Genomic DNA, 26,361 nt, shown 5'->3' with positions numbered 1-26,361 from the left:
GGCGTAATTAAACCACAATTTCGAATAGGCTTAAACTAATGCCCTCGTAATGCTTGGGCAAACCATCAGTTTTCTCCATGGTTACAACGCCTACATATTCAAAACCACAACTGGTATAATATTCAAGCAGTTTTTGATTGTCGGCCCAGGTATCCATCCTGATAAATTTCAGTTGATTTTCTGCAGCATATACTTTCGCCCATTTAATAATTTCTTTTACGAAAGAATAGCCCCTAAAGTCGGGATGTGTTACAATGCGGTGGATGTAGATGGCATCCTGATCGCGATCGCCCCAGATTAGCCGATCGTTAAAAGTAACGGCAAATACGCAAGCTACTTCACCATCAACCAAAATTTTATATTGGCGGTTTTCTGCTATTTCGGTCTGTACCAATTCCCTGCTGAAACCCTGCCAGTGTTTGTTAAATACTTTCTTTTGATGGGCAATAGCCATATCGTAAAACCCGAAAATAGTATCGATGTCGGTTGGCTGGCTATTCTGTACTTGTAGTTGCATGAGGCAAAGATAAGGATAAAGATAAATCGCTTATAAGATTTGTCACGTTGAGCTTCCCGATGAAAAATCGGGACAAGTACTCGAAACGCCTAAACATGGCAATGTAATATCCATCGACAGGCTCAGGATGACAAGTCTTAGTTTATTTTGCCACGGAGACAAGGATGACTTCGCAATAAATTTCAGAAGGCGTTCAGAATGACAAAAAGCAAAAAGGCTGCTTCCTCAAAAGAAACAGCCCTGTTAATTATAATATTTGATATAGGCAATTAGGCCCTCGAGCTTTCGCCTTTAAACCCTCAACCTTAATTATTTCTGTCTGAAATAAATCTGGATCGGAGCACCTGAAAAATCAAAGTTTTCTCTCAGTTTATTTTCAATGAAACGTTTGTACGGATCTTTAATGTACTGTGGCAAGTTGCAGAAAAAGGCAAACATTGGCGAAGTACCATTAATTTGAGTAATATATTTGATCTTGATGTGTTTCCCTTTTAATGCTGGAGGTGGAAATTTCTCTATCAAAGGCAGCATTACATCGTTCAACTTAGAAGTTGGGATTTTTTTGCTACGCTTTTTATATACATCCAACGCAGCTTCAATTGCTTTAAAAATACGCTGTTTGTTCAGCACTGAAGTAAAAATAATCGGCACATCAGTAAAAGGACGGATACGCTCGTGGATCTGCTCTTCAAAAGCTTTCATCGTTTGCGTATTCTTCTCGATCAAATCCCATTTATTGATCAGGATAACGATACCTTTTTTGTTTTTCTCGGCCAAATGGAAAATATTGATATCCTGGCTTTCGATTCCTTCAACCGCATCAATCATCAATACCACAACATCAGCTTCTTCTAAAGCTTTAATGGTACGCATTACCGAATAAAATTCCAGGTTTTCTTTAACCTTGGTTTTTTTACGCAGTCCGGCAGTATCAATCAGCATAAATTCGTGACCAAACTGGTTGTAATGGATTTTAATCGAATCGCGGGTAGTACCTGCATTGGCTGTAACGATATTACGTTCCTTACCAATTAATGCATTAACCAAAGATGATTTACCCACATTTGGGCGACCGGCAATGGTAATTTTAGGCAGTTGATTTTCTTCTTCAGGAATATCTTCGAAATTTTTAATAATCTCATCCAACAATTCTCCTGTTCCAGAACCTGTCATTGACGACAATGGATAAACTTCGCCTAAACCAAAACCGTAAAAAGTATGTATTTCGTTATATAAAGCGGTGTTATCCACTTTGTTTGCGGCAACAAAAACAGGCTTATTGCTTCTGCGGAGTACCTGTGCAATATCATCATCCAAATCAGTAATGCCGGTAGTTACATCAACCATAAAGATCAATACACTGGCTTCTTCAATGGCAATCATTACCTGCTCACGGATTGCAGCTTCGTATACATCTTCTGAATTGGCTACATAACCACCAGTATCAATTACGGTAAACTGTTTATCAGTCCACTCGCCTACTCCATAGTGTCTATCACGGGTTACCCCGCTCATATCATCTACAATGGCTTTACGGCTTTCGGTTAATCTATTAAAAAGGGTGCTCTTGCCTACGTTTGGCCTGCCTACGATGGCGATAATATTACTCATGGGTGTTCTATTGATAGTTAATGGCTTATAGTTAATGGTCGTGGTGCTTGAGCAAGCTGCTCAAACTATTTGGCTATCAGCCATTGACTATCAACTACTAACCGATTTATTTCGGGCTGCAAAGGTACGGTTATTTTTTGTAACCTCAGTTAATATTAATTTTTATACTTATCTAAAAGCCCTTTTATTACTTCTTCGGTAAGCTGGTTTCCCTGCAATAAGGGGAAGCCTTCCCAGCGCACAATGCCTTTCGGATCGATAAGTATAGCATGCGGAATACCCTTTACCTCCAATAAGTTTTTCACAGTGCCTTTGGTATCAATGGCTTCGGCATAATTAATTTTAGGATTATTAAAAGCTTCTACTTTTTCAGCAGTCTCATCCGAAACCCCGATGATCACTATCTTATCCGCATATTTTTTCTGGATATCGTTTAAGGTTGGGATATAGGCCCGGCATGGCCCGCACCAGGTTGCCCAAAAATCGATCAGTACAAATTTAGCCTTGGTATCAGGCTGTTTGGAGATCCATTTTTCGACCACCAGTTCTGGAGCTTTTTCATTCAGAATAGATTTTGCCCAAAGTTTTTTGCCGTTATTCGATTCCTGTGCAAAAACAGCCGTGCTGATCAACAATAGGAGAATGGTTACACTTTTTTTCATCTGCAATCTTTTTCCTTAAAAATCGAAATTAATTATCGTAACCAAAACTTTTTAGGTAGTTCTTTTTACTTCTCCAGTCTGGGATCACCTTTACAAACATTTCCAGGAAAACCTTGCTGTCCAAAAATTTCTCTACTTCTAAACGGGCTTCGGTACCAACTTTCTTTAACATGCTGCCTCCGGTACCGATCAGGATATTTTTTTGAGAGTCGCGCTCCACAATAATCTCAGCCGTAATGCGGATCATAGCGCCTTTGCCGTTTTTCAGTTCTTCTTCCTTAAAACTCTTAACAATTACTTCTGTACTGTAAGGAATTTCTTTTTGATAGTTGAGAAAAATTTTCTCGCGGATAATCTCCGAAACGAAAAAGCGCTCAGAGCGGTCAGTTAAATCTTCTTTATCGTAATATGGTGGGTGTTCAGGGAGCATTTCGAGCACACGCTCCAACAATCCGCTAACATTGTGGTTATGCAGCGCCGAAATTGCATAAATGGCAACCGGATTTAACTTGTTCTGCCAATAGACAATCTTTTCATCTACCTGCTCCTGCAGGGCCTTATCTATTTTATTGATGAGTACGATAGTCGGAATATCGCGGTTAAGGATTTTCTCCAAAACATCTTCCTCATCGTGCTCCTCATTAATATCAGTTACGAATAAAAGTACATCGGCATCGGTTAAAGATCCATTAACAAAGCTCATCATACTTTCTTGCAAGCTGTACTTTGGCTTAATTATACCTGGAGTATCAGAAAAAACAATCTGATATTCTTCTTCATTTACGATACCTAAAATACGATGCCTCGTGGTTTGCGCCTTTGGAGTTATAATACTAAGTCGCTCGCCTACAAGCACATTCATGAGGGTGGATTTACCTACATTCGGTTTACCTATTATACTAACAAAACCTGCTTTATGCGCCATTAAAATATTTTTTAAAAAAAATTTGCAGTACAAAGAAACGAATTATATCTTTGCATTCCAATTCGGAAACAGAGTTAAGGATTTAATTCAAAAGAAAAACGAGTTGTATATAGTGCGGGGTGGAGCAGTTGGTAGCTCGTCGGGCTCATAACCCGAAGGTCGCACGTTCGAGTCGTGTCCCCGCTACCAATTCAGTTGGTAATTCTCAGTTGGCAGTTTTAACTGCTTACTGGAAATTGGAAAGTAGAAACTGATAAAAGGCCCGTTCGTCTAGGGGTGAGGACGCCAGATTTTCATTCTGGAAACAGGGGTTCGATTCCCCTACGGGCTACACTAATAACAAAAAGTTGATTTAAAGCGATACCGCTGACGATCAACTTTTTTTCGTTTACGGGTATCGTTTGGTATCGTGCCTATCGGGAGTTTTGCTTCCCCTATATCTTCCCCCTTTTTCCAAGACCGATAAAAAATCAGCTTCAACAAAAATAATTCACTAAAAATCAAGCAGATAATTTAAATATCAAATAAAAGTTTGCGTAGCCTTTTGAAAAGCGAAAATATTATATACCTTTGCACTCCTTCAAACGAAGAATCTTTTGAAGATATAGAGTGCGGGGTGGAGCAGTTGGTAGCTCGTCGGGCTCATAACCCGAAGGTCGCACGTTCGAGTCGTGTCCCCGCTACCAAAAGAGTTGAAAGACACTCTAATATTTAATGGCCCGTTCGTCTAGGGGTGAGGACGCCAGATTTTCATTCTGGAAACAGGGGTTCGATTCCCCTACGGGCTACAGAAATCAATGTCAAATGATGTCAAAACCCTGCAAATCAAACATTTGCAGGGTTTTTTATTTACCGGGGCCACCAAATCCGAAAATAGATAATGATCGGTGTTTCACCCGTAATTTCATTGGTATAAAACTTCCCCAGCTCCGGCCATAACTTCTAAATTTTTAACCTTGTAGCCAAATACTTCATATAACAAGGATAGCCTCCATGCAAATTAAAGAATGGGAAGAAAGAGATGATGCACAGATTTCTCACATAACATTTCAAATTATGGAGAAATTATTGGACTTAAATCGTTTCAATTTCGCCTCCATTTTACTTAACTTAACCTAGTTTTGTATATCAAATTAAAACTTAACCCATGGAAACCTATCAAAAATCTGGGCATCAAAGCGTAAATGGCATAGAAATGTATTACGAAATTTACGGTGAAGGTAAAATCCCCCTGGTGTTGATCCATGGTGGTGGTTCTACCATACAATCTACTTTTGGTAGGCTTATTCCTTTTTTGGCTAAAAGCAATAAATTAGTTGCGGTTGAACTGCAGGCCCACGGCAGAACCAGTGACCGCAATGCGCCCGAATCTTTTGCCCAAGACGCCAAAGATGTGGTTACTTTGCTCGGTCAGCTCGATATCCACAAAGCAGATTTTTTGGGTTTTAGCAACGGCGGAACCACTACACTGCACATCGCTTCACACTACCCCGATGTGGTAAATAAAATTATTGTGGTTTCGGCCAATTATCAAAAAGAAGGCTTGATAGATGGCTTTTACAACGGTTTCGGCGATGCCACTATTGAACATATGCCTGCGCCACTTAAAACTGCATTTTTAGCGGTAAATCCCGATCAAAAAGCATTACAGAACATGTTCGAAAAAGACAAGCAGCGCATGCTCGATTTTACCGACCTGAGCGATGATGATTTAAAAGGGATTAAATGCGCTACCTTACTGATGCTGGCCGACCGCGATGTGATCAAGGTTGATCATGTGGTAAAAATGTCGAAATTGATTGCCGGTGCGCGATTGACTGTTTTACCGGGCTTGCACGGGAGCATGATCGGCGAAAACCTGAATCCTGATGTGAGCGATAAAAGCATAGCATTTACAGCACATTTGGTCGAAACTTTTTTAAAGGGTCATTCCGCTTAAAGCAATCCGTTGAAAAGAAATTAAGGCTTTTAATATCTTTGCCAAATGGAGCACATATTGGATAATCCTATTTACCATGCACTAACATCCGGACATGGCCATATTGCCAAAGGCATTGATGAAGTAAAATATTACACAGAAGATGTAGCCGCTTTTGCAGGGCTAAAGGATAATTCGCAAGAGAACCTCGCTACGCTTTATCAGGTCAGCGGACCAGATAGCCTGTTTGTTTTTTTCTCTAAAACACCGGTTCCCATTTCCTCGCCCTGGAAACTACTGACGCAGATTAACATGGTCCAATTGGTTTTTAATGGCACGGAACTCCCTTTAAACAATCCTGATGGAATAACCAACCTCGATGAAAGCCATGTAGCAGAAATGATCGAGTTGGTTGAACTCACCAAACCGGGACCTTTTTTGGCCAAAACCATTGAACTGGGTAATTACACCGGTTTTTTTTCGGACAATGAATTGGTAGCAATGGCCGGCCACCGTTTTTACCCCAGCCCGTACAGAGAAATTAGTGCAGTTTGTACGCACCCTGATCATTTGGGCAAAGGTTATGCCTTTAGGCTATTACAGGAGCAGATTAGCAGGATAATGCGCCGTTCGGAAATACCTTTTTTACATGTTAGAAATGATAATGAAGCAGCGGTTAAACTCTATCAAAAACTGGGTTTCACCATCCGCACGGATATGATTGCCTACGTGATCAAAAAAGAGGCGGCGTAAGTGAAAAGAGAATGTTTCTAAATAGAAATCGGATGGGAGATTGCTGAAAGTAAGTTTTATTTTTGCAGCAAACTAACAAGATACATGTCTAAAACAAAACTTACCATTAACAATAACGGCTCGGTTAAAATAGAGGGCGATTTCGAAATTGTGGATAGAAACGGAAATACTTATGGCTTACAGGGCAGAAATGTACTTTCGATCTGCCGTTGTGGTTTATCCAAAAATAAACCATTTTGCGATGGTGCACACAATGGCCATTTTGAGCACGAGGCAATTGCTTTCGATCTTCCACCGAAAAAAGTTTAATCAACACGATTCAAAAGCATCAATCCAAAAAAGATTGGTGCTTTTTTTCTATTCCCTACCTTCTTTAGTTAGACAAATCTTTCTCATTTGTAAAACTCCGCACAAACGTTTGCCTATTTAGCAATACAATCAATTCTGAACAGAACACTTGTCGAATCGACAATTAATTTTCAAAAATCAGTTCTGCCCTTGTAAGGTTTCGTGGTAAAAGCGCCGCAACACTTCAAATCTTAAAGAGAAACTTACCGAACACCAATCGAAACGGCATTAATTTGCCTATTGCAGAACATTTTATTTGCAAACCTAAACAAACGTTTGCGTGGAGTTATTTTCTCTGGCTTGTGCCAAATGTCTTTATCTTCAATAATCAACCAACCCAATAATACACAAGCATTTATGGTTTTATTTAGCCTAAATAAAGCACTCTTGATACGCTTATTTATCATTTCACCATGCTTAAATATAGGCAAAGCATTGTCCTATTTCCTTTTTCAGTTCTACTTACATTTTACGCAACAACCTTAAACATCTAAACTCCATTTTATAACTAACCCAATACTATCTAACCAATATTAATCAACCTAAACCATTAAAAACTATGAAAAAACTTATTCCTTATTTCTGCATATTACTTGCAGGATTGATCGGTGCCTGTAAGAAAAATCAATTGGCAGAAAATCAGGACGGCACAACAGCTTCAAAGTCTAAACTGGTGCTCGCCAACACGGCCAATCTGGTTACACAAACACATAACCTCAATCTTATTTATTTTGTACCGAATGATCTGGATACTTTGCCCGGATATAGAAAAAGGCTAAGTGAGTTAATGATCTGGGGACAAAACTGGTATAAAGATGAGATGCAGCGAAATGGTTATGGCGCAAAAACCTTTGGATTATTGCCAGATACCACCGCAGGCTATGTAAAAATCATCCTGATCAGGGGCAGCTTACCGAAGAGCAGCTATCCATACTCGGGCGGAAGCGGTGCTGTGGCCAGCGAAATTAACGCTTATTTTGCTGCTCACCCCGGCGATAAAACCAGCGAACATACATTGGTAATTATTCCCCGTTATAGCTTTCAAGCCAATGGAACGCCAAGCGGTGGTCCATTTTACGGCACGGGCAGGTGGTGCTATGCCCTCGATTATGAGGGGATGGATATTCAGAACCTGGGAAAAACTGATGCAGACGGTAACCGTTTCAGTGTTTGGTTTGGCGGCATGATGCATGAGCTGGGCCATGGCTTAAACCTACCGCACAACTGCCAAAAAGTTTCAGAAAATGCTACTTTGGGCATGGCTCTGATGTGGGCAGGAAATGGAACCTTGGGCAAATCTCCAACATTTTTAACGGCAACTGATGCAGCGATTTTAAATGTGAATTCGATTTTTAATAACGATAATAAGACCTATTATGGCTCGGTAACGGCGGGTATAAATAAAATACATGCCAGCTATTCATCAACCAAAGCAGCTATTGTTGTTTCGGGTAAATATACCACCAGCGGTAAGGTAAACAGTATTGTGTATTACAACGATCCGAATGTTAATAACGAAGGTACGGGCGTAAACCACGATTATAATGCCACTACTTGGGAATCAAAATCAATCGGACTGGATAGTTTCTATGTAGAAATGCCTATTGCTGATCTCCAGTATAAAACTGACGGGATTCCGTATGAGCTGAAAGTAAAACTGGTACACGATAACGGAACGGTAACCGAAACCATTTACAATTATACTTTTGCCAGCGGCATACCTGTTTTAACCTTTAGCACCAAAGATGAGCTGAGCAAAACCGGCTGGTCTATCGCCTCGTTCAGTTCGGAAGAAACCAGTGGCGAAGGTGCAGTTAACGGGCGTGCAAGTAAATTAATCGATGGCAATTCATCAACCTATTGGCACTCTAGGTGGTCGAGTTCTGCCACCAGCTATCCGCATACCCTTGTAATCGATCTCGGCTCGGTTAAAACGGCCAACGGATTAAGTTTAACGCAGCGCAGTGGCCTATCAAGGGCTGTTAAAAATTTCCAGCTGCTTACCAGTACCGATGGAATCAATTTTACCTCGGTAAATAATTACGTAGCGCAAAATGCCAATGGTGCTCAATATTTTAGCTTTGGCTCGGCCATATCGTTAAGGTATTTTAAATTAATAGCAAATTCGGCCTACGATGGTCTTCAATTCGCCGCACTTGCTGAACTGGGATTATACTAAAACGGTATAGAAAAGGATTTTAGATTTTTAAAGAGCCCCGGTTTTATCGGGGCTTTTTATTTTTGCAGTTAACCGCGCCCTTCAAACCTGAAAAAAAGTATCAATTTTAAACTACTGGCGCCTTTTGCTTAACACTAGCTTAACGTTCAATATCAATTAATTACCTAATTTTGGGCCCTTAATTTGCTTATTTAAATTACGTGACCGCTCCACTCCATCTCTCCAATTTTATAAAATGTTTAATTGCAGTTTTATGCATATGCACTTCTTCTTTGGCACAGGATACGGCAATTGATCAACTGCATTACCTGATTCCAAACCTGAATGAGGCCGTTTATGCAATTGCATTCCCGGCCATTCCAGCCAAAACCATTTGCGATCCCGATTTTGATCCTAAGGCAACCAGCAACCTGCCCATTACCTACACCAGTAGCGAACCCGATGTAGCTGATATCATTGACGGCCTGATTCACATTTATGGCCCTGGTACAGCCACCATTACCGCCAGCAATGGTGTAGAAACAGCGACACAGCGCATATCGGTATCTGATATCCAAAAACCGTATGCAATTATCAGCACACCAATTATCGATATTTGTGAAGGCGCTACGGTATCTTTCAGGGCAGCAGTAGATAATGCTGGAAAAAATCCCAGTTTTTTATGGCTGGTTAACGGCGCAGATGTTTCAAACAACAGCGATACTTATACCACAAACGCTTTGAAAGACAATGACCGTATTTCGATAGTGGTAATTAACAATGATTATTGCAGCCCGATTTCATCGTTCGCATCAAACAGCATTAGGGTTAGTGTTAGCCCATTTACCCCGTTTACTGTAGAAATTTCGACCACTAAAAGTTCAGCGATATGCGCGGGTACCGCCATTACCTTCAATGCAAGCACCACAGGCAACACCAATACCCCGCCAAATATCAAGTGGTTTGTAAATGGGAAGTATACCAATAGCACCGGCGATACTTTTACCAGCAGTACCTTAAATGATGGTGATGTGATAAACTGCGAAGCAAATGGTAGAAGCGCCTGCCTAAGCAATACCGTAGCCTATTCGAACAGCATTGATGTAGCTATTCGGAATGATTGTGAAATTGTAGTTCCCAATTCTTTTAGCCCCAATGGTGATGGTATAAATGATGCATGGCAGATTAAAGCCATTGCGGATACCGATTTAATAAAAGTATTTAATAGAAATGGCTCCATCCTATTCCAATCCAAAGGTTATGCAAAACCCTGGGACGGGACACTAAATGGAAAACCTGTTCCCGTTGGCACTTATTATTACATCGTAAATGCCGCAGGTGGAACAAAAAAACTATCGGGCAGTATAACCATTATCAGGTAAGTGCAACGCGCGATGGCGCAACACCATAGGCTTTTTTAAAGGCAAAAGAAAAGTGGGAAAGATCTTTAAAACCAACTTCCATATAAACGTCTGATGACTTCCACCCTTTTTCCTTAATCAGATAATGGGCATCGGCAAGCCGCTTTTGCTGTAGCCAACGGTTTGGCGAGGTATTAAAGATCTTATCAAAATCGCGTTTAAATGCAGCGAGGCTTCTCCCGGTTAAGTAGGCAAAGCGGTTAATATCTACATTAAACCGGTAATGCTCATTCATGTAAGCCTCAAGGTCTATTTTTCCCGGTTCGGAAAAATCAAACAGTACATCTTTAAGCAATGGATTGGTTTCGAGCAAAACCATTACCGCCTCCTTAACTTTTAAATTGGTTAAACCTTTATTAAATTCACTATTGCCATCCATATATGGTCCCAAAGAATCGATATAATTCTTTAACAGCGGGCTGGAAGGCAAAAGCAGGGCTTTTAAATCGGTATTTGGTGTAGTGGTTTTAAGTTTATACTCTTCGCTGATGCTTTGCAGGGTATCTTGATCTATAGTAATTGAAATAGAGCGGTACTCGCCACCTACTGGAGGGAATTTGGTCCACTTGGTCAATTGGTTCCGCCTAAAAAACCGGAAATTGCCAGGGGCGAAAACAAATTTCTCTCCGCCAACAAAATGTTCGGATGTGCCAGAAATCATATAGCCAAAATTATGCGCTGCAATAAACTGCTCGCCCTCGCTACTTTTGTGAGAATAGCAGGAATATAAAATATTGGGTTTCTTTTCTTGCATGTAATCAAATTTACAAACTAAAGATTGCGCAATGCGATCTTTAGTTTGATTTTTAAACAAAAAACAGTTGATTATCTTTTTGTAAAAGATTTTCCGAGTGCTGTATTCAGAAAATTTTCGGCTTCATCATGGTCGGTTGAGATACTTACGGGCAGCCATTTTTCCATTTCTGCCTTACGTGTCTCATCTGCATGTTTTAGCATGCCAATGGCTTCGCTGCCCAAAACCAAATGCACAGGCGGTTCAGTACTTTCTACCAGATCTAACATCACCTTCGCAGCCTTAACAGGATCGCCCATTGGCACAAAACTTCCACTTTTAAAATATTCGGAACGTTTATCTACCGTGTTTTCATATCCTTCAACCTGAGGGGCATAAGTCATAGAATCGCCCGCCCAATCCGTTCTGAAACCGCCAGGCTCTACACTGGTTACGTAAATACCCAAATCGGCTACTTCTTTAGCTATAACTTCACTGAAGCCACTTAAGCCAAATTTTGCAGCTTGATAAATACTCACGCCAGCATTACCAACCCTTCCACCTATGGAACTGATCTGCAAAATACGCCCTGAGCGCTGCTTACGCATAAAAGGTAAAACGGCCCTGGTAATTTCGATGGGTGCATATAAATTGGTTTCCAATTGGCTTCTCACCTGCTCATCGGTAAAGGCTTCGGCAGCACCTACTATTCCAAAGCCGGCATTATTTACCAAAACGTCAATCCTTCCGAAATGCTCTACCGCAGCTTCTACTGCTAAATGAACCTGATCGTAATCGGTTACATCCAACTGGATCGGAAAAACCTGACCGGGATACTGTGCTTCCAGCTCTTTTAATGCATTTGTATTTCTTGCAGTTGCGGCAACTTTATCGCCTTTAGCTAAAACTGCTTCTGTTAGGCTGCGGCCCAAACCACGGGCGCTACCTGTAATAAACCAAATTTTCATATTCTTCTTTTTTATTCAAAGGTAGCCCAGATAATAGGCTGACGCTTTGTTAAAAGGCTCAATATACTTTGTTAAAAAGCTCATTTGCTTTTAACCGAACCTTTTCAAGCCATCTGTTGTTTAAACAAGAGGTTAAAGGATAAAATTTATTATGGCGAAGGAAAAGAAAAAGTCAAAAAAGAAAGGCAAGACCAAGAAAAAGAACAAATTAGGCGTTAAAAACTCTCTGGTAAACAATATCAATGCCCGTAAGAAAAAGGGAAAATCGCGATCAAAAAAGAAATCGAAAATCAGCAAAAAAGCATACAAAAAAATGCAAAAAGGCTGGAAAAAGTAGTTAGGGAATGGAAGATGTGAGAAGTAAAATTTAAGATGAATGAGGTAAGATGGAAGAGGTACATAGGAAATAATCCTGCACATTCGCCATCTTACCGGCTACATTTACATTATTTTTTAGGCAGCACATGGTTTTCTTTGGCCCATAGCTGCCACTTACCTGCTAATTCTTTTACCTTGCCCGGATTTTGAACAGCCAGATCTTCCAGTTCGGTTTTATCTTTTTTAAGATTGTACAGGTGCCAGGTAGAATCTCCAGCCAGACTAACGAGTTTCCAGTCGCCAGAACGCACGTAGCGGGCATTGTAATGCTCGTTAAAAAGTTCGTCGTGCCCAGCGTAATTTTTACCCTGTAGCGCCGGAACTAAGCTCAAACCCTGCATAGGTTTAATGGTATTGCCTTTATACTGACTAGGGTATTTCGCTTTGGCGAGTTCGACAAAGGTGGTCATGAAATCCATTACGTGTCCAACCTGATCGGTGTAGCCCCCTTTTTTAGCACTGATGCCCTTTGGCCAGAAAGCAACCATTGGGGTATGCACACCACCTTCGTACGATTGCGATTTTGCGAGTTGATATGGGGTATTGGCAACATTGGCCCAAATTGGTCCGATTGAGGTATAACTGGTTTGTGGCCCAGGCATTACCTTTTTAAAAATGGGATAGGCAATTTTTTCTCCGGCCCTTGTTTCGCTGGGGCGGTCAAACCCTGGTCCGTAGCGCATGGCATCTTCGGGGCTTGCACCATTATCGCTCAAGAAAATAATCAATGTGTTATCCAACTGGTTGGTTTCCTTTAATGCTTTAATCATCCGGCCAATTCCCTGATCCATTCTATCAATCATAGCCGCATGCACAGCCATAGCCATTTCGTCAAACTGCTTGGTTGGATTTTTTTCCCAGTTATCGTTACTTTTTCTTGGCGAAATAGGTGTTGTTTTTGGATCAATCAGCCCCATAGCCACCATTCTTTTATAGCGCGCTTCGCGAATGGCATCCCAGCCTACTTTATACGTATCTTTATATTTGGCAATATCCTCTGGTTTTGCCTGCAAAGGCCAGTGCGGCGCATTTTCGGCTACGTATAAAAAGAATGGCTTATCTCCCTTGCTGAATTCTCGTATGTAAGTGGCCGCGGTATCGTTAATGGCATCGGTGTGGTAATAATCTTTGGGCACCTCGTTAATAGGTGTTGTACCGCTCACTAAGCTAAAGGGATCAAAGAAATCGACTACCCCCCATAAGGTACCGAAAAATTTTTCGAAACCCCTGTTGGTTGGATACTGCTCAACCGGAGAAAAGTATGGAAAAGTGGTTTTATGGTTTAACCAATCTTGCTGCGCCTGTGGGCTTGGCTGCTCTACGGTATTGGAAACATGCCATTTACCCGACATGGCGGTGCGATAACCTGCATCTTTTAAAACCTCGGCAAGCGTTACGGTATTTTTGGTAATTGCTCCACGGTAACCTTCTAAATTGCGGTCGGCCGTCATTTCGCCAATACCTGCATTGTGGTTGTAAAGGCTGGTTAGCAAGGCAGCTCTTGTTGGACAGCAGCGAGAGGTGTTGTAAAAATTTTTAAACCTAACACCCTGACTGGCGAGGTAATCGATATTGGGTGTTTTAATTTCACCACCATAACAGCCTATATCGGAGAAGCCCAGATCATCTGCCAAAATAACGATAATATTCGGTCGCTTATCTGCCCGAGCTGGGGTTTGTTGAGGTTGATTTTCATCCCTAAAAGCAGTTAAAATAGCCATTGAGGCGAGTAACACTATTGCAGAATATTTGGTATAGGTTTTCATACAATCCCAAATTAAAATAAAAAAATGAGAGATGGTATTGTTTCAATTAATTTGTTGCAAACAAACTAAATCGTTTTATGTGTGGTGGTAACCTCATGCTTTCAGAAAAACCACAGATTTTATTTCTCCCGGATTATTAACTGCGCAAATCAACTATCTTTTAGATATCAGTATCCAAAAGGATAGTGCTATCCTTTGCGAAAGCTCGTACCTTTGTACAATGGGATTAACAAGAGACGACCGGAATAAAGAAACCTGTACGGCAAGTTTAAATGCCGTGAAGGACGCGCTTTATGTGCTTAATGGAAAATGGAAACTTCCGCTAATTATATCATTGCAGGAAGGCCCCTTACGTTTTAACGAAATCCAGAAATCGCTGGGCGAAATTACCCCAAAAATCTTATCGAAAGAATTAAAGGATTTAGAGCTTAACGAATTTGTGGTGCGCAAAGTTTTCTCTACTACCCCCGTTACAGTAACCTACGAATTAACGCCATACAGTGAATCGCTCGACAAAGTAATCGACGAACTGAGAGACTGGGGCTTAAAACACCGGGAAAGGCTGGTAAAACACCGAAAAAGCGTTCAGGCTGATAAAAACCTGGTTTTGGAAGCCGTACCTGCGGCGCATTAAGTTATTTATTGAAACCTTATTATTTTAAGGCCTCATCTACCAATCGTTTCAGTTCGATATAATTGGCATTACGCCCTTTGTTATTTAAATAAAAGGCCATTAAAAATCCTGCGGTTTTCTTTTGATTGTCAATCCACGGAAAACTGCCGAATAAGCCTGGACTGGTTACCGCCGTGGTAAGGTTATTTGCGGCGTTTTTTTCCATTACCCATTCTCCATAACCATAACCAAAATTGCCGGCTTCTGTTGGCGAATAGGCCACGGTTACATCGGGCGTAATCCGGTTAACCTGCATTTCTTTTACACTATTTTCTGATAAAATTCTTTTGCCTTTAAACATCCCTTTGTTGAGCAACATGGTTAGCAGGTTCATATAATCGCTGGGTGTACTACTGGCACCACCTGCAGGCAGTGCAACTTTCCCTTTACCAAAATCGGTATTTTTCATTTCCAGAGGCTTGGCAATCCTTTCGGCAAATAAGGTTTCGAAACTTTTGCCACTTATTTTTTCCATAACGGCTCCGGCTATCTGCAGCCCAGTATTGCTGTAGCGGAAAACCTTTCCGGGTTTGCCTTCCATAGGCATTTCGGCAATTTTCGTTATTGCTTCATCCATGCTATTGGTATTCCGCATTTCTCTCGCACTTTCTTTTATTGGCGGCGCTTTAATGGCTGTTGTATGCGAAAGGCACTGGCTAATGGTAATATTTCCCTTTCCTGCTTTGCTTAATACGGGCAAAAATTTACCTACGGTATCGGTTAATTTTAATTTCTTTTCATCGATAAATGTCATTACCAAGGCTGCACTTAACCATTTGCTGCAACTTGCAATCTTTTGTTGTGTATTTTCGGTGTAAGGTTCCAGATCCACTATTCTCCCCTTTAATCTTCCAAGGTTCCTTGCAATAACTTTGTTTTTCAGATCCATTTTGCTTTCGCCGTGGTTGTATACTATTTTACCGTCTTTATATATCAATAAGTATAATCTTCCGCCCATTGCTTCGGTGTGTGCAGCAAGCCAGGCATCTACTTTGGCAAAGCGTTGTGCATTTGCATGATAAGGGAATATAAAACCCATTAATACGAACAGGCCACAGCATAAGGCCCTGCGAAATGTTAAGTTATTCATTGCTTAAAAATACATAAATTTTAATTGGCTAGCAGATTTACAGCATTGTTTTGAACACTCTTTTTACCGAAAAAACCAAAAAACCGATTATGATAAAATTCGGCTATCTTTGCTGAAAATAAATTCGATGGCGGTATTACATAAAAAAGAAGAAAAAATTCAGGCAGTGCTGGGTAGGTTGCCTAAAAAATATACAGAAGAACAGTTTTTAGAAATGTTCATTAGGCTTTATTCTAAGGATTGGGGTAAAATCAAATCGGCTTATATTAAACAATCGCAGGATAAAGAGCCTGGCACCATAATTAATATGCCTAAGCCAGATGTTTATCTGAAACAGGTATTGGCCATTTACCTACAAAATGCCGCCGCACCGAAGGCCGATGAGGTAAAGGAAGAAGTGATTGAGGTACCGACTGTAGCAGTTAAAAAAACTAAAGCGCCAGCAAAGGAAAAAACCGAAGAACCAGCAGCTGAGCTTAAAAAAGTTAAGGCACCGGCAAAAAAGAAAGCCGAAAAAGCCGACGAGCCTGTGGCTGAAGTGAAGAAAGCTAAAGCACCTGCAAAGAAAAAAACTGAAGTTGCGGAGGAAAGCAGCGTTGAAACGAAGAAGCCAAAAGCCGCAGCAAAAAAACCTGCAGCAAAAAAATAAAAATATTTTCACCGATATATAATAAATCAACTTTTTGGTTGTTTATATATATGAGAGCGTTAATTTAGATGACGGGGATAGGTCGGTATGATTTATCCCCGTTCTTTTTTGCCCCAAATTTTGCTATATAAAACAGGGCTTAAACAGAAAAAGCCGTTGAATCCTCAACGACTTTTACAATCAAACTAACTAACGTATCTTATTTATCTATCATTTTATAATAGCGTACATAATCTACTTCCATTTTTTGGGGCCAAATATTGGCATCTACGCCCTGTGCTCCTCCCCAATCGCCGCCAACGGCCACATTGAGCAGCAGGTGAAAGCGTTTATCAAATGGCCATACCTTATAACCCGTTCCTTCATTCGTAAATTCAAAAACCTTCACATCATCGTAATAACCGCGAACGGCAAAAGGTGTCCAATCTACCCGGTATATGTGAAATGATGTACTAGCACCATCAATTTTTTTGGTAATGGTTTTCTGCGTGTTAATTTTAAAATAGTACGCTTCGGTATGGGTACTAAAATGCACCATATCCTGATCGTAACCTACATGCTCCATAATATCAATTTCACCAGATTTTGGCCAGTCGCCGTAAAAGCGGTCGGTGGGCAGCATCCAAATGGCAGGCCAGGTGCCTTTGCCTGTTGGCAGTTTTGCCTTAATTTCAAAGCGGCCATACAGGGCATCTAACTTATTTCTGGTTACCATACGCGAAGAAGTATAGGCCATACCGCCCATATTTTCTTTTTTGGCCGTAATGGTTAACAAGCCATTGGCTACGCTGGCATTATTGGTGGTGTTGGTATAATACTCCAGTTCGTTGTTTCCCCAGCCACTGCCCCCTGTATCGTAATCCCAGTTACTGCTTAGCGGTGCACCGGTATTGGTAAACTCATCGCTCCACGATGGGCTGGCTTCAAAAGTCCAGCCCTTATCTACTATAGGCGTTACCACAGGGGGTACATACACCGGTCCGCCATCGTCTGTTTTTTTGGAGCAGGAATTCAAGCCCATCATGCCAACGGCCATTGCGGTAAAAAAAATACTTCGAATGTGCTTTTCTGAAATTATCATCATATCAATTTTAAAAGGGCAGCTTATATTAAACTGCCCTGGTAGGCTTAATTATTTAAACTCAAAATCATCCAAATAAAATATACCCGGATTTGGATGGCCTTCGCCACCGAGCTGAACAACAATTTTATCGTAAAGTGTTTGGGCTGCTGAAGCGGAATAATCGAACTCCAACTGCACCCATTTATTGTAATCTGTTAGGGCAATGGGTTTAACAATTTCGATCTGTGTTTGCCATGCATTACCGCCCAATAATGAATTTTGCAGCTTTACCGAAACCGTTGCCGGTGTTTTGGTAAAATCGTTACCGCTTGGCATAAAAACCTTTAAGCGGATCTTATTTTTTGCGGCAAGATCAAAACGGTATGGAAGTGTAACGTTCAAATTGCCATACTGACCGTCGTTACCTGTTCTTTTTTCGTAGTAACCCACTTTGGCTGAGGTATTGGCTGGAAATTTTGCCGGATTATCGTAAGGTCTAACAAAATCTATGTTTTCGGCTGTCCAGGTAAAGTTGGCTGTGGCCTGAAAATCGTCGCTTAAGTTCGCAGCCTGTATGGGTTTCTGTACCACAGGCCTTACATATCCTTTTTTAACCAGTTTTAAATACCAGGCATTTCCGCTATTGGCTTTATCTAAGCAGCGCAGCCACATTTCATTATCGTTTAACGATAAAATCTGATATTGCGAAACACCTAAATAATACGATATAAATCCTCCACCTGAAATGGTGATGTATTTTGCCCCGTTATTTTCTGTTACCAGCCAGGTTAAATTGGTTGGTGGGGTGTAATTTACCGTTGGATCATTTGAACCTGTTGGCCCACCAATACCGGGCGCGTTAGACGCATTGGCAAAAGTAGTACCTTTATTATCGTACGTATATTTTAACGCATTCATATTAAAGGTCATTTCATCATCGTAAAAACCTGTGCCTGCTTTTTCATCGGGGCCAGCCTGGTACCAATCTGGCGTTTGCGAAGTAACAGGGCCTACACCTAAATGCCCTGCTGATTTTTGATCGATTACCCAGGTAAAACCGGCAGCGTTTGATAAACCGCCAGACAGTGTGGTAAAAGCGGGATCGGTTAGCATAGCCGGATTGGTAGCTGCAATTGTTACAGTCTTTGTGCTCGAAACCGAACCACCATCGGTTACAATGGTAAGTTTTACGTTATAAGTTCCGGCCAGGGGATAAGAGGCTGTAACGGTATTGCCATCGGCGGTTGCGCCGTTGCCAAAATCCCAAAGGGCTTTAAAGCCCGGCGATTGATTAACCAGTGTAAGTACATTGGCATTGCTTGCGCTTGGCGTTACGGTAAACTTAACCTGATCGGCTGTTGGCGCAACTCCCAGATCCTTATCTGTATTTTCTTTTTTGCAGGCACCAATGCTCAGCAAAAGCAGCAAGGCCAAAAACCCAGCTGTATGTTTAATGATATAATTTAATTTCATGATATATTTAATTAATTATAACCTGGATTTTGTTTAATTACCCCTTTGGTAAGGTCTATTTCCTGTTGAGGGATTGGCAAAAGTTCGCTTTTACCAGCTTTAAAGCCAGAAGCCCCCAACGTGGCCACTGCACGGCCGGTACGCACCAGATCGAAGAAACGATGGCCTTCAAAGGCTAGTTCTAAACGGCGTTCGTTGTAAATATTATCTAAAGTTGCAGGTACCGCCGCTAAACCAACCCTTGCGCGCACAGCCGTTAGTAACTCTAAGGCTCGCGTTGGGTTGCTGTTTAACCTTACCAAAGCCTCTGCCTCCATTAAATAAGTATCGGCCAAACGCATTTCTATTTCATCAATAGGCCAGTTTAATTCGGCAGTACCGCTATTTGAGCGATAGGCTTTTAATGGTGCGTATTTTTTAATAAAGTAATCGGTATTCTGATAACGGGCATTATAGGTTGCCCCTGCCGCTTTTAAAGCTGCACCATCAATAATGGAAGTTTCAAAACGGGGATCGGTTTTCATTGCATTTACCAAACTCAATGTTACCGGACAAAAGCCCCATCCAGCAGAGTAAGTATCGCCATTGTAACTGTCCATACCAATAAACTGTGTACCTACGTTACCTTCACCACCGTTAACCCAGCCCCAATCGCCCCACGCAGCTAAGGTAGAATGTGGAATTTCTAAAATAACCTCTGCGTTAAACTTGTTATCCGGCCTAAAAATATCCGCATATTTAGGCAGCAGCGAATAGCCATAAGCATTGCCCACTTTGTTTACATCATTAAATAAAGTAGAAGCTTCCTGAAGCTTGGCATTGTCGTTTTGAAACAATAGTACTTTTCCCAGAAGTGCTTTTGCAGCACCCATCGAAATTCTGCCTTTTTCGTTTGTAGCTACAGTAGCAGGTAAAGCAGGATAAGCTTCACGCAGATCTTTCTCTATCTGCGCATAAATTGCAGCTGGAGCAGATTGTGTTTTGGTGTACAGCTCTCCTGTTGGAATGGTGGCGGTTATTAATGGAACATTACCAAAAAACCTTACCAGATCGAAATAAAAGTATGCCCTTAAAAATTTAGCTTCGGCAGTTACCCTGGTTTTAAAACCTGCACTTAGCGCGCTTGCCTTATCTATTTTTTCTAAAATGATATTGGCACGGTTAATTCCGGTAAAATTTTTGCTCCATAAGCCCACCTGTGGCCCTAGCCTCGAATCCATGTTAAAGTTATCGTAGGCTACCCAACCCGGTTGATCGGAAGCATTACCCCCACCGGCAAAACAATCATCAGAAGCAGCACTTAGCAAAGGCTGTTTCATGGTATAACCTCCGGTTGTTCCCCATTGCATTACATCATAAACAGATATCAGGCCCTGGTAAACTTCGGTTTCGTTGCGGTAGAAATTTTCTTCTGTTGCGGTTCCTTTTGGCACCAGCTCCAAAAAATCTTTTTTGCAGGAAACCAATAATTGCATCATCGCCACAATGGCAATTGAATATTTTATATATCTAATTTTCATATAGCTCTTGTTAAAATCCAACATTTACACCTACAAAGAACGATCTGGCCTGTGGATAGAAACCACGGTCTACCCCTAAACTTCCACCACCAATTTCCGGATCGTAGCCTGTGTACTTGGTTAAGGTAAATAGGTTGTTGCCCATTACATAAACCTTCAGCTTATCTAAACCAACTTTGTTTACCAGTTGCTTAGGCAATGTGTATCCCAACTGCACGTTCTTTAACCTGAAATATGCACCGCTTTCTAAAAACAGGCTCGATACCCGGCTATAGTTTTTATTGTCATCCTGCAGGGTTACCCTTGGCACCGTGTTGCTTGTTCCCTCGCCTGTCCATCTGTTTAAAATATCGGTGGTATAATTAGATGGGGTTAAATCGAATCTCCTTAATCCGTTAAAGATCATGTTTCCAGAAACCCCTTGTCCGAATAGCGAGATATCGAAGCCTTTATATTTTGCAGAAAAGGTTAAACCATAAGTAAAATTCGGGTTAGAACGGCCAAGGAAAGTTCTATCGGCATCGCTGATCACACCATCACCGTTCAGGTCTAAAAATTTAATGTCGCCAGGTTTTGCATTCGGCTGGATCAAAGTACCTGCATTGTTTTTATAGTTGTTTATTTCTGCCTGGTTTTGGAAAAGCCCGGCAGTTTGGTACCCAAAGAAAGCATCAACCGGTTGGCCAACTGCTACGCGTGTTACCTCTAAACCCTGTGGCGTAATGGTCTGTCTGCTTGGAATATAATCTTTATCGGCACCTAAAAGTGTTACCTCATTTTTGATAAAAGAAGCATTACCGGCCACATGGAAACTAAATTCGCCTATCCTTTTGTTCCAGCCCAGTTCAATTTCGAAACCTTTGTTAAATAAATCGGCGGTATTGGCATAAGGACCGGTATTGCCCACGTACGATGGCACAACCTGCTGCAAAAGCATCCCATAGGTTTTTTTGTTAAAATAACTGGTACTTAAAGTAATGCCTTCAAACAATGTGGCGTCAAAACCTAAATCGAATGAAGAGGTTTCTTCCCATTTTAAATCAGGGTTTGAAAGCGCATTCGGACTAACACCATTAACAAGCGCCTGGCCAGAAGCCGTACCGAGGGAGTAATTACGGCCACCGCTTACAGTTGCCAGGTATCTGAAATCGGGAATATTATCGTTACCATTAATACCATACGAACCCCTAAACTTTAAAAAGGTGATGATATCATTTTTAGGCCAGAAATCTTCGCGTGAGGCTACCCAACCTGCTGATGCAGAAGGAAAATAACCATACTTATTGTTCGGACCGAAACGTGATGAACCATCTCTACGGATAATACCCGTGAACAGATATTTCTCATCATAGTTGTAAATTACCCTACCAAATATAGAGTTTAAGGTGTTGAGGTATTCGCCGCCATAAAAGTCAGAATTGGTTCTGGCCACCGGGAACTGTAATGAAGCATCCTTTATATTATCAACTGGGATACCTTCTTTAATGCCTCCCTGTGTTTCGCCTTTGTTTTTCTGTGCCGAATAACCCAATAACGCGGTAAATACATGTTTACCAATGGTTTTATCGTAGCTTAAGGTATTTTCTAAAGACCAGAACAAACCACGGTTGTTATCTCTGGTATAGGCTGTTAAGGTAGATTGGTTGATCGAATTCAGGTAATAAATCGGGCGGAAAGTTTGACCACCCCAAAAGGCAAGATCCACGCCACCTGTACTCCTCAATTTCAAACCCTTGATAAATTCTATTTCTGCAAAGGCATTTCCTACTACTTTATCGCTCCAGTTATCGCCCTGAGCCACCTTTAAGGCTGCAACCGGGTTCAAAACTTCCGATTGTGCGTAATCTGAAATTCCGTAAGGAAAACCAGCCTCATTTCTCACCACCGGGTTATTCAGGTATTTTGATGCACCATATTTAGCAGGATCGGTTTCCACAATAGGCGTTATCGGATCCATATTAATGGCCCTGCTTAATGGCGAACCATATTCGGTATTTGTACTTACACCGATAGAATTTATGCGGGTATAGCCGATAGAGTTTCCAAATTTGATGTTTTTGGTAATTTTATGTTCGAAATTAAACCTTGCAGTAAATCTTTTAAACTGCGAATTTGAAGTAGCCACAATACCATCCTGATCGAAATAACTGAACGAGCCATAATAAATAGATTTATCGTTGCCCCCGCTCAGGTTTAAATCGTGGTTCTGGATTTTTGCGCTGTTGTTAAAAACCGCAGCCTGCCAATCAGTACCTTCGCCATATTGTGCCGGATTTGGAAAACGGACAGCCGTAATGCCATCGGCCAGTTGGCCTTCATTGTAAATGGTTGCATACTGTGTGGCATTTAACAGGTCTAGCTTGGTAGAAGGTGCCTGTGTACCAATGTAATTATTGTACTCCAGCCTGATTCTTCCGGTATTGGCGCCTTTTTTCGTGGTCACAATAATTACCCCATTGGCGGCACGTGTACCATAAATGGCGGCTGATGCTGCATCTTTTAAAACCTCGATAGATTCGATATCCGATTGATTAAGATATTCGATACCTCCACCAATTACTACCCCATCTACTACAAACAAAGGGTTTGCATTGTTAATGTTGGCCGTACCGCGGATCCTGATGGTACCGCCATCGCCAGGTTGACCAGAGCTTGTGGTTACATTTACACCAGATGCCCTTCCCTGTAACGACTGCTCGAGGCGGAGGACCGGGGTATTTTCTAAATCGGCAGCTTTAACCGAAGCAATTGCCCCAGTTACCACACTTTTCTTTTGTGTACCGTAACCAATTACCACGGCATCGGCCAATAAACCGGCCTGTGGATCGAGTTTTATGGTTAAACCATTGCTGGCAGCCACTTCTTTATTTTCGTAGCCAATGTAAGAAACAACCAAAGTTGCTCCTTCGGCAACATCCTTAAGTACGAAAGTTCCGGTTTCGTCGGTTACCGTACCCTGGTTTGTGCCTTTTACTTTTACACTGGCACCTGCCATAGCCTGCCCTTTCTCATCAACCACTTTACCCCTTATATCAACAAAAGACCTGATCATTAAAGGCGAGCCCTCTGCCGGTTTGCGGTGGATAATAATGGTATTGTTTTTTATCGTATAACCCAATGGCTGTTCGATAAAAATGCGGCGCAAGGCTTCTTTAATATCTGCATTTCTGATATCAATGGTTACCGGCTTAGCCTCTTTTAACAGGTCCAGATCATATAAAAAACTATAGCCTACACTTTTGTTCAACTTGCGGAAAACCTTGAGCAGCGTAGTATTTTTTTCAGATAAAGTTACATTCTGGGCATGTACAGCCGCGTAACTGAACTGTAGAAAGGTGGTGATTAGCAAGACAAAAGTCAATTTCATAATCAACAAAATTTTAAACAGGCGCCCCTTAGGTTTGGGCAACCATTCAGTATAAAAATTCATATATTTGGTTATTAGGTTTAGAATAGTTGTATCTCACAATTTTACAATTGGAAAAAGCCTTCAGTATGGCCGGGAGCGTTGCCGCGCTTCCGGTTTTTTTAGTTATAGGCTATCCCAGATCATCATTCTCCGATGAAAAAAGGTATAGGTTAAGGCATAACTAAAATCCTCCTCTCTTCAATTTTAAAATGTACGGCTCCGGTAATCTGCAGCATATCCAACACTTCGTTTACACTGTTAAAGCGCGATATGCGCCCACCGAAAGTTTTGTTTATCTTATTGCCGCGGTAATCAATTTCTACGTTGTACCACCTTGCAATCTTATTCATAATCGTTTCCAGGTTTTCTTCATTAAAACTAAAATAACCGTCTTTCCAGGTAACGGCTTCTTCGGCATCTACATCTTTAACCACAACCATTGGCGATGCCGCGTTAATAACCGATTGCTGCCCGGGCTTTAAAAGCTGCGATACGTTAGATTGCAGGTTCTTGATGCGTACGCTTCCTTCAAGCAAAGTTGTTTTATTGCTCGGCTCGTTCACATAGGCGTTAATGTTAAAGTGGGTACCCAAAACCTCAACCTCCTGTACCCGAACATTGCCAATATCGCTTTTCACTTTAAATGGAACCCTTGCTCCTTTTTTGTTGGCCAGTTTGGCCACCTCAAAATAAGCTTCGCCCTTTAACTCAACCTTTCTTTCCCCACCGTTAAAAACTGCCGGATATTTTAAAGATGATTCAGCATTAAGCCACACCTTGGTCCCATCGGGCAGGTTAATCTGGTACTGGCCGCCCCTAGGCGTTTCTATGGTATTGTAGATATTATTTTGAGCTTTTTCCGAGGTTGCCGCAGCAATGGTATAAATTAATGCCCCCTGACTGGTTTTGGTAATATTTATTCCGGCCTGTTTGGCAATTACGCCATTTGTAGCATCGGTAAGCGATATTTTTTTACCATCACTTAAAATTAAAGTGGCTTTATTGCCACCCGGTTCGATTATTTTTTCGGTGGTTTTAGTAATTTGTGCAGAATTGGTAATTTGATTTTGAAGTTGTTGCCTAATCACAAACGCGATAAAGAAAAGAACCACCGCAGCGGCAGCAAGCTTTAACCAAAGCGTATATTTATTGCCTGAGCGGATTTCGGTTTCCTCTTCAATTGCGCTCCAGATCTGTTTCCTGGCATCAATTAGATCGGCATGATCAAGATCGGATGGTGTTTTGGCCATTTCTGACAAATGCCACGATTCTACCAAAGCTTTTTCAGCTTCGGTACAAAGACCATCTCTGTATCTTTCTAAAAGTTTTTCAACTTCTGCTTTATTCATTACTTCAAAATATTTGGCTAATTAAATACATGTAGGTTAACAGCGGCCTAGGTAGTAGATCAAAAGAAAATATTTTTATTTTTTTTCGTGGATGGAAAAACTATACTTCTCACCTCACACCGCTTGGCTCATAAAAGCTATTTGGTGTGTCATATTATTTTGAAAAGCAGGGTTCAGCACCTTTCGGTTACGGTAGTCCTGCTATCCCTTCAAGTCCTCACTCATACTTCGCTCCGGGCTTTCCGTTCTATCAGGTTTATTTAACAAAGCCTATACACCTGGCAGGTTTTGGAAACCTGCCAGGTCTGGGTTTTACAATTACGTGTTGAAGCTAAAAATCAGCTGATTATAAAAATGATAGCCAAGAGCAAAAACGAGGTTAACTTTAACCTCAAAACCTTTAGGGCATTGCTCATCTGCTTCTTTACCGTTTTATCCGATAAATGCAAAACCTCGGCAATTTCCTTTTGTGTGAGGTGCTGCAAACGGCTCATCTCAAAAATAACCCGCATTTTTGGAGGCAGCAAACTTACTTCCTTCTCAATCAGCGAGGCAAATTCACGTTCGCGGATGTAATTATCGGTAACGTAATCGCCCTGATCGGCAAATTCGGTCAGCGATTGGAGATAATTGGAGCGCGATTTATTTTTATCCAGCCAATCGAAAATCTTATACCGAACTGCAGTGTATAAATAAGCAGATAACTGGGTTTTGACCTTAATGTTAGGATTGCTCCAAAGGTAAACGAATATCTCCTGCACAATATCTTTCGCATCTTCGCGGTCGGGTATCATTTTGCAGGCATAAATATATAACAGACCGTTAAAACGTGCGTAAATTTCTTCGAACGCACATTTATCGCCATCCTGCATCAGGACAAAAAGTTCGTGATCAGTTAATGATTTATAATTAGACATTTGGTTAGAATGATTAAACGAATGTAAGAAATAGTTTAATCTAAATCCTAACAATTTTCA

22 protein-coding genes and 4 tRNA genes are annotated in these 26,361 nt (G+C 41.2%); 12 read left to right on the top strand and 14 right to left on the bottom strand.

Annotation, left to right across the window (positions count from 1 at the left end):
• Positions 1-7 precede the first annotated feature (7 nt).
• From ACS5PU_RS14285 to era, 4 genes are all read right to left on the bottom strand, one after another.
• On the bottom strand, positions 8-517 hold the full coding sequence (locus tag ACS5PU_RS14285; RefSeq protein ID WP_439459834.1) for a GNAT family N-acetyltransferase: 510 nt from the start codon (positions 515-517) through the stop codon (positions 8-10).
• Positions 518-826: 309 nt separating this feature from the next.
• Positions 827-2,128 carry a ribosome biogenesis GTPase Der gene (gene der, locus ACS5PU_RS14280; RefSeq protein WP_439459833.1) on the bottom strand — a complete coding sequence of 434 codons (1,302 nt, stop codon included), beginning with the start codon at positions 2,126-2,128 and terminating at the stop codon, positions 827-829.
• A 155-nt stretch (positions 2,129-2,283) separates the two neighbouring features.
• Entirely contained in the window at positions 2,284-2,790 is a 507-nt protein-coding gene (locus ACS5PU_RS14275) for a TlpA family protein disulfide reductase (RefSeq protein WP_439459832.1), read from the bottom strand.
• Between the two features lie 28 nt (positions 2,791-2,818).
• Positions 2,819-3,715, bottom strand: coding sequence for a GTPase Era (gene era / locus ACS5PU_RS14270; RefSeq protein ID WP_439459831.1), 897 nt, complete (start codon positions 3,713-3,715; stop codon positions 2,819-2,821).
• Positions 3,716-3,828: 113 nt separating this feature from the next.
• Between era and ACS5PU_RS14265 the strand changes: the two genes are divergently transcribed.
• The 9 genes from ACS5PU_RS14265 to ACS5PU_RS14225 all read left to right on the top strand — a co-directional run bounded on the left by ACS5PU_RS14265 (position 3,829) and on the right by ACS5PU_RS14225 (position 10,274).
• Positions 3,829-3,904 (top strand) — tRNA-Met (locus tag ACS5PU_RS14265).
• 70 nt (positions 3,905-3,974) lie between these two features.
• Positions 3,975-4,046: transfer RNA gene (locus ACS5PU_RS14260), tRNA-Glu, on the top strand.
• Positions 4,047-4,325: 279 nt separating this feature from the next.
• Positions 4,326-4,401, top strand: a tRNA-Met gene (locus tag ACS5PU_RS14255).
• Positions 4,402-4,431: 30 nt separating this feature from the next.
• Positions 4,432-4,503, top strand: a tRNA-Glu gene (locus ACS5PU_RS14250).
• 359 nt (positions 4,504-4,862) lie between these two features.
• Positions 4,863-5,654: an alpha/beta fold hydrolase gene (locus ACS5PU_RS14245; RefSeq protein WP_439459830.1), complete on the top strand. Its 792-nt coding sequence runs from the start codon at positions 4,863-4,865 to the stop codon at positions 5,652-5,654.
• 45 nt (positions 5,655-5,699) lie between these two features.
• Entirely contained in the window at positions 5,700-6,386 is a 687-nt protein-coding gene (locus ACS5PU_RS14240; protein ID WP_439459829.1) for a GNAT family N-acetyltransferase, read from the top strand.
• Between the two features lie 84 nt (positions 6,387-6,470).
• Complete coding sequence (locus ACS5PU_RS14235) at positions 6,471-6,695, top strand: CDGSH iron-sulfur domain-containing protein (RefSeq protein ID WP_439459828.1); 225 nt, start codon at positions 6,471-6,473, stop codon at positions 6,693-6,695.
• 598 nt (positions 6,696-7,293) lie between these two features.
• Positions 7,294-8,913, top strand: coding sequence for a discoidin domain-containing protein (locus tag ACS5PU_RS14230; protein ID WP_439459827.1), 1,620 nt, complete (start codon positions 7,294-7,296; stop codon positions 8,911-8,913).
• Positions 8,914-9,113: 200 nt separating this feature from the next.
• Entirely contained in the window at positions 9,114-10,274 is a 1,161-nt protein-coding gene (locus ACS5PU_RS14225; RefSeq protein WP_439459826.1) for a gliding motility-associated C-terminal domain-containing protein, read from the top strand.
• Here the strand turns inward: ACS5PU_RS14225 and ACS5PU_RS14220 are convergent.
• Together ACS5PU_RS14220 and ACS5PU_RS14215 are read right to left on the bottom strand one after the other, a co-directional pair.
• Positions 10,267-11,067: a helix-turn-helix domain-containing protein gene (locus ACS5PU_RS14220; RefSeq protein WP_439459825.1), complete on the bottom strand. Its 801-nt coding sequence runs from the start codon at positions 11,065-11,067 to the stop codon at positions 10,267-10,269. The genes ACS5PU_RS14225 and ACS5PU_RS14220 overlap by 8 nt on opposite strands.
• Before the next feature lie 71 nt (positions 11,068-11,138).
• Positions 11,139-12,014: an oxidoreductase gene (locus tag ACS5PU_RS14215; protein ID WP_439459824.1), complete on the bottom strand. Its 876-nt coding sequence runs from the start codon at positions 12,012-12,014 to the stop codon at positions 11,139-11,141.
• Between the two features lie 151 nt (positions 12,015-12,165).
• Here ACS5PU_RS14215 and ACS5PU_RS14210 point away from each other — a divergent pair, with 151 nt between their 5' ends.
• Entirely contained in the window at positions 12,166-12,351 is a 186-nt protein-coding gene (locus ACS5PU_RS14210) for a hypothetical protein (RefSeq protein ID WP_439459823.1), read from the top strand.
• Between the two features lie 109 nt (positions 12,352-12,460).
• Here ACS5PU_RS14210 and ACS5PU_RS14205 read toward each other — a convergent pair whose 3' ends face one another.
• Positions 12,461-14,158 (bottom strand): arylsulfatase, encoded by a 1,698-nt coding sequence (locus tag ACS5PU_RS14205; RefSeq protein WP_439459822.1) that lies wholly within the window; start codon positions 14,156-14,158, stop codon positions 12,461-12,463.
• A gap of 220 nt (positions 14,159-14,378) precedes the next feature.
• Between ACS5PU_RS14205 and ACS5PU_RS14200 the strand changes: the two genes are divergently transcribed.
• Positions 14,379-14,792 carry a winged helix-turn-helix transcriptional regulator gene (locus ACS5PU_RS14200; RefSeq protein WP_439459821.1) on the top strand — a complete coding sequence of 138 codons (414 nt, stop codon included), beginning with the start codon at positions 14,379-14,381 and terminating at the stop codon, positions 14,790-14,792.
• A 19-nt stretch (positions 14,793-14,811) separates the two neighbouring features.
• On the opposite strand, the gene ACS5PU_RS14195 is transcribed toward ACS5PU_RS14200, so the two are convergent.
• Positions 14,812-15,921 (bottom strand): serine hydrolase domain-containing protein, encoded by a 1,110-nt coding sequence (locus ACS5PU_RS14195; protein WP_439459820.1) that lies wholly within the window; start codon positions 15,919-15,921, stop codon positions 14,812-14,814.
• A 127-nt stretch (positions 15,922-16,048) separates the two neighbouring features.
• Between ACS5PU_RS14195 and ACS5PU_RS14190 the strand changes: the two genes are divergently transcribed.
• Positions 16,049-16,570: a hypothetical protein gene (locus ACS5PU_RS14190; RefSeq protein WP_439459819.1), complete on the top strand. Its 522-nt coding sequence runs from the start codon at positions 16,049-16,051 to the stop codon at positions 16,568-16,570.
• A 199-nt stretch (positions 16,571-16,769) separates the two neighbouring features.
• Here the strand turns inward: ACS5PU_RS14190 and ACS5PU_RS14185 are convergent, their stop codons facing one another.
• The 6 genes from ACS5PU_RS14185 to ACS5PU_RS14160 form a co-directional block, all read right to left on the bottom strand.
• Complete coding sequence (locus tag ACS5PU_RS14185) at positions 16,770-17,654, bottom strand: glycoside hydrolase family 16 protein (RefSeq protein WP_439459818.1); 885 nt, start codon at positions 17,652-17,654, stop codon at positions 16,770-16,772.
• Between the two features lie 48 nt (positions 17,655-17,702).
• Positions 17,703-19,106 (bottom strand): PKD domain-containing protein, encoded by a 1,404-nt coding sequence (locus tag ACS5PU_RS14180; RefSeq protein WP_439459817.1) that lies wholly within the window; start codon positions 19,104-19,106, stop codon positions 17,703-17,705.
• An 11-nt stretch (positions 19,107-19,117) separates the two neighbouring features.
• On the bottom strand, positions 19,118-20,626 hold the full coding sequence (locus ACS5PU_RS14175) for a RagB/SusD family nutrient uptake outer membrane protein (RefSeq protein WP_439459816.1): 1,509 nt from the start codon (positions 20,624-20,626) through the stop codon (positions 19,118-19,120).
• A gap of 10 nt (positions 20,627-20,636) precedes the next feature.
• On the bottom strand, positions 20,637-23,993 hold the full coding sequence (locus tag ACS5PU_RS14170; RefSeq protein ID WP_439459815.1) for a TonB-dependent receptor: 3,357 nt from the start codon (positions 23,991-23,993) through the stop codon (positions 20,637-20,639).
• A 212-nt stretch (positions 23,994-24,205) separates the two neighbouring features.
• On the bottom strand, positions 24,206-25,384 hold the full coding sequence (locus tag ACS5PU_RS14165) for a FecR domain-containing protein (protein ID WP_439459814.1): 1,179 nt from the start codon (positions 25,382-25,384) through the stop codon (positions 24,206-24,208).
• A gap of 338 nt (positions 25,385-25,722) precedes the next feature.
• Positions 25,723-26,301, bottom strand: coding sequence for an RNA polymerase sigma factor (locus tag ACS5PU_RS14160; protein WP_439459813.1), 579 nt, complete (start codon positions 26,299-26,301; stop codon positions 25,723-25,725).
• Between the last annotated feature and the right edge of the window lie 60 nt (positions 26,302-26,361).

This window comes from Pedobacter sp. GSP4 (assembly GCF_051857575.1).
GTDB lineage: Bacteria > Bacteroidota > Bacteroidia > Sphingobacteriales > Sphingobacteriaceae > Pedobacter.
The sequence above is the reverse complement of the archived record's forward strand: the minus strand, read 5'-3'. Positions and strand labels throughout refer to the sequence as shown.

Coding starts and splice junctions, on each gene's coding strand:
- ACS5PU_RS14285 (WP_439459834.1), bottom strand. CDS start 517: ATGCAACTACAAGTACAGAATAGCCAGCCAACCGACATCGATACTATT.
- der (WP_439459833.1), bottom strand. CDS start 2,128: ATGAGTAATATTATCGCCATCGTAGGCAGGCCAAACGTAGGCAAGAGC.
- ACS5PU_RS14275 (WP_439459832.1), bottom strand. CDS start 2,790: ATGAAAAAAAGTGTAACCATTCTCCTATTGTTGATCAGCACGGCTGTT.
- era (WP_439459831.1), bottom strand. CDS start 3,715: ATGGCGCATAAAGCAGGTTTTGTTAGTATAATAGGTAAACCGAATGTA.
- ACS5PU_RS14245 (WP_439459830.1), top strand. CDS start 4,863: ATGGAAACCTATCAAAAATCTGGGCATCAAAGCGTAAATGGCATAGAA.
- ACS5PU_RS14240 (WP_439459829.1), top strand. CDS start 5,700: ATGGAGCACATATTGGATAATCCTATTTACCATGCACTAACATCCGGA.
- ACS5PU_RS14235 (WP_439459828.1), top strand. CDS start 6,471: ATGTCTAAAACAAAACTTACCATTAACAATAACGGCTCGGTTAAAATA.
- ACS5PU_RS14230 (WP_439459827.1), top strand. CDS start 7,294: ATGAAAAAACTTATTCCTTATTTCTGCATATTACTTGCAGGATTGATC.
- ACS5PU_RS14220 (WP_439459825.1), bottom strand. CDS start 11,067: ATGCAAGAAAAGAAACCCAATATTTTATATTCCTGCTATTCTCACAAA.
- ACS5PU_RS14215 (WP_439459824.1), bottom strand. CDS start 12,014: ATGAAAATTTGGTTTATTACAGGTAGCGCCCGTGGTTTGGGCCGCAGC.
- ACS5PU_RS14210 (WP_439459823.1), top strand. CDS start 12,166: ATGGCGAAGGAAAAGAAAAAGTCAAAAAAGAAAGGCAAGACCAAGAAA.
- ACS5PU_RS14205 (WP_439459822.1), bottom strand. CDS start 14,158: ATGAAAACCTATACCAAATATTCTGCAATAGTGTTACTCGCCTCAATG.
- ACS5PU_RS14200 (WP_439459821.1), top strand. CDS start 14,379: ATGGGATTAACAAGAGACGACCGGAATAAAGAAACCTGTACGGCAAGT.
- ACS5PU_RS14195 (WP_439459820.1), bottom strand. CDS start 15,921: ATGAATAACTTAACATTTCGCAGGGCCTTATGCTGTGGCCTGTTCGTA.
- ACS5PU_RS14190 (WP_439459819.1), top strand. CDS start 16,049: ATGGCGGTATTACATAAAAAAGAAGAAAAAATTCAGGCAGTGCTGGGT.
- ACS5PU_RS14185 (WP_439459818.1), bottom strand. CDS start 17,654: ATGATGATAATTTCAGAAAAGCACATTCGAAGTATTTTTTTTACCGCA.
- ACS5PU_RS14180 (WP_439459817.1), bottom strand. CDS start 19,106: ATGAAATTAAATTATATCATTAAACATACAGCTGGGTTTTTGGCCTTG.
- ACS5PU_RS14175 (WP_439459816.1), bottom strand. CDS start 20,626: ATGAAAATTAGATATATAAAATATTCAATTGCCATTGTGGCGATGATG.
- ACS5PU_RS14170 (WP_439459815.1), bottom strand. CDS start 23,993: ATGAAATTGACTTTTGTCTTGCTAATCACCACCTTTCTACAGTTCAGT.
- ACS5PU_RS14165 (WP_439459814.1), bottom strand. CDS start 25,384: ATGAATAAAGCAGAAGTTGAAAAACTTTTAGAAAGATACAGAGATGGT.
- ACS5PU_RS14160 (WP_439459813.1), bottom strand. CDS start 26,301: ATGTCTAATTATAAATCATTAACTGATCACGAACTTTTTGTCCTGATG.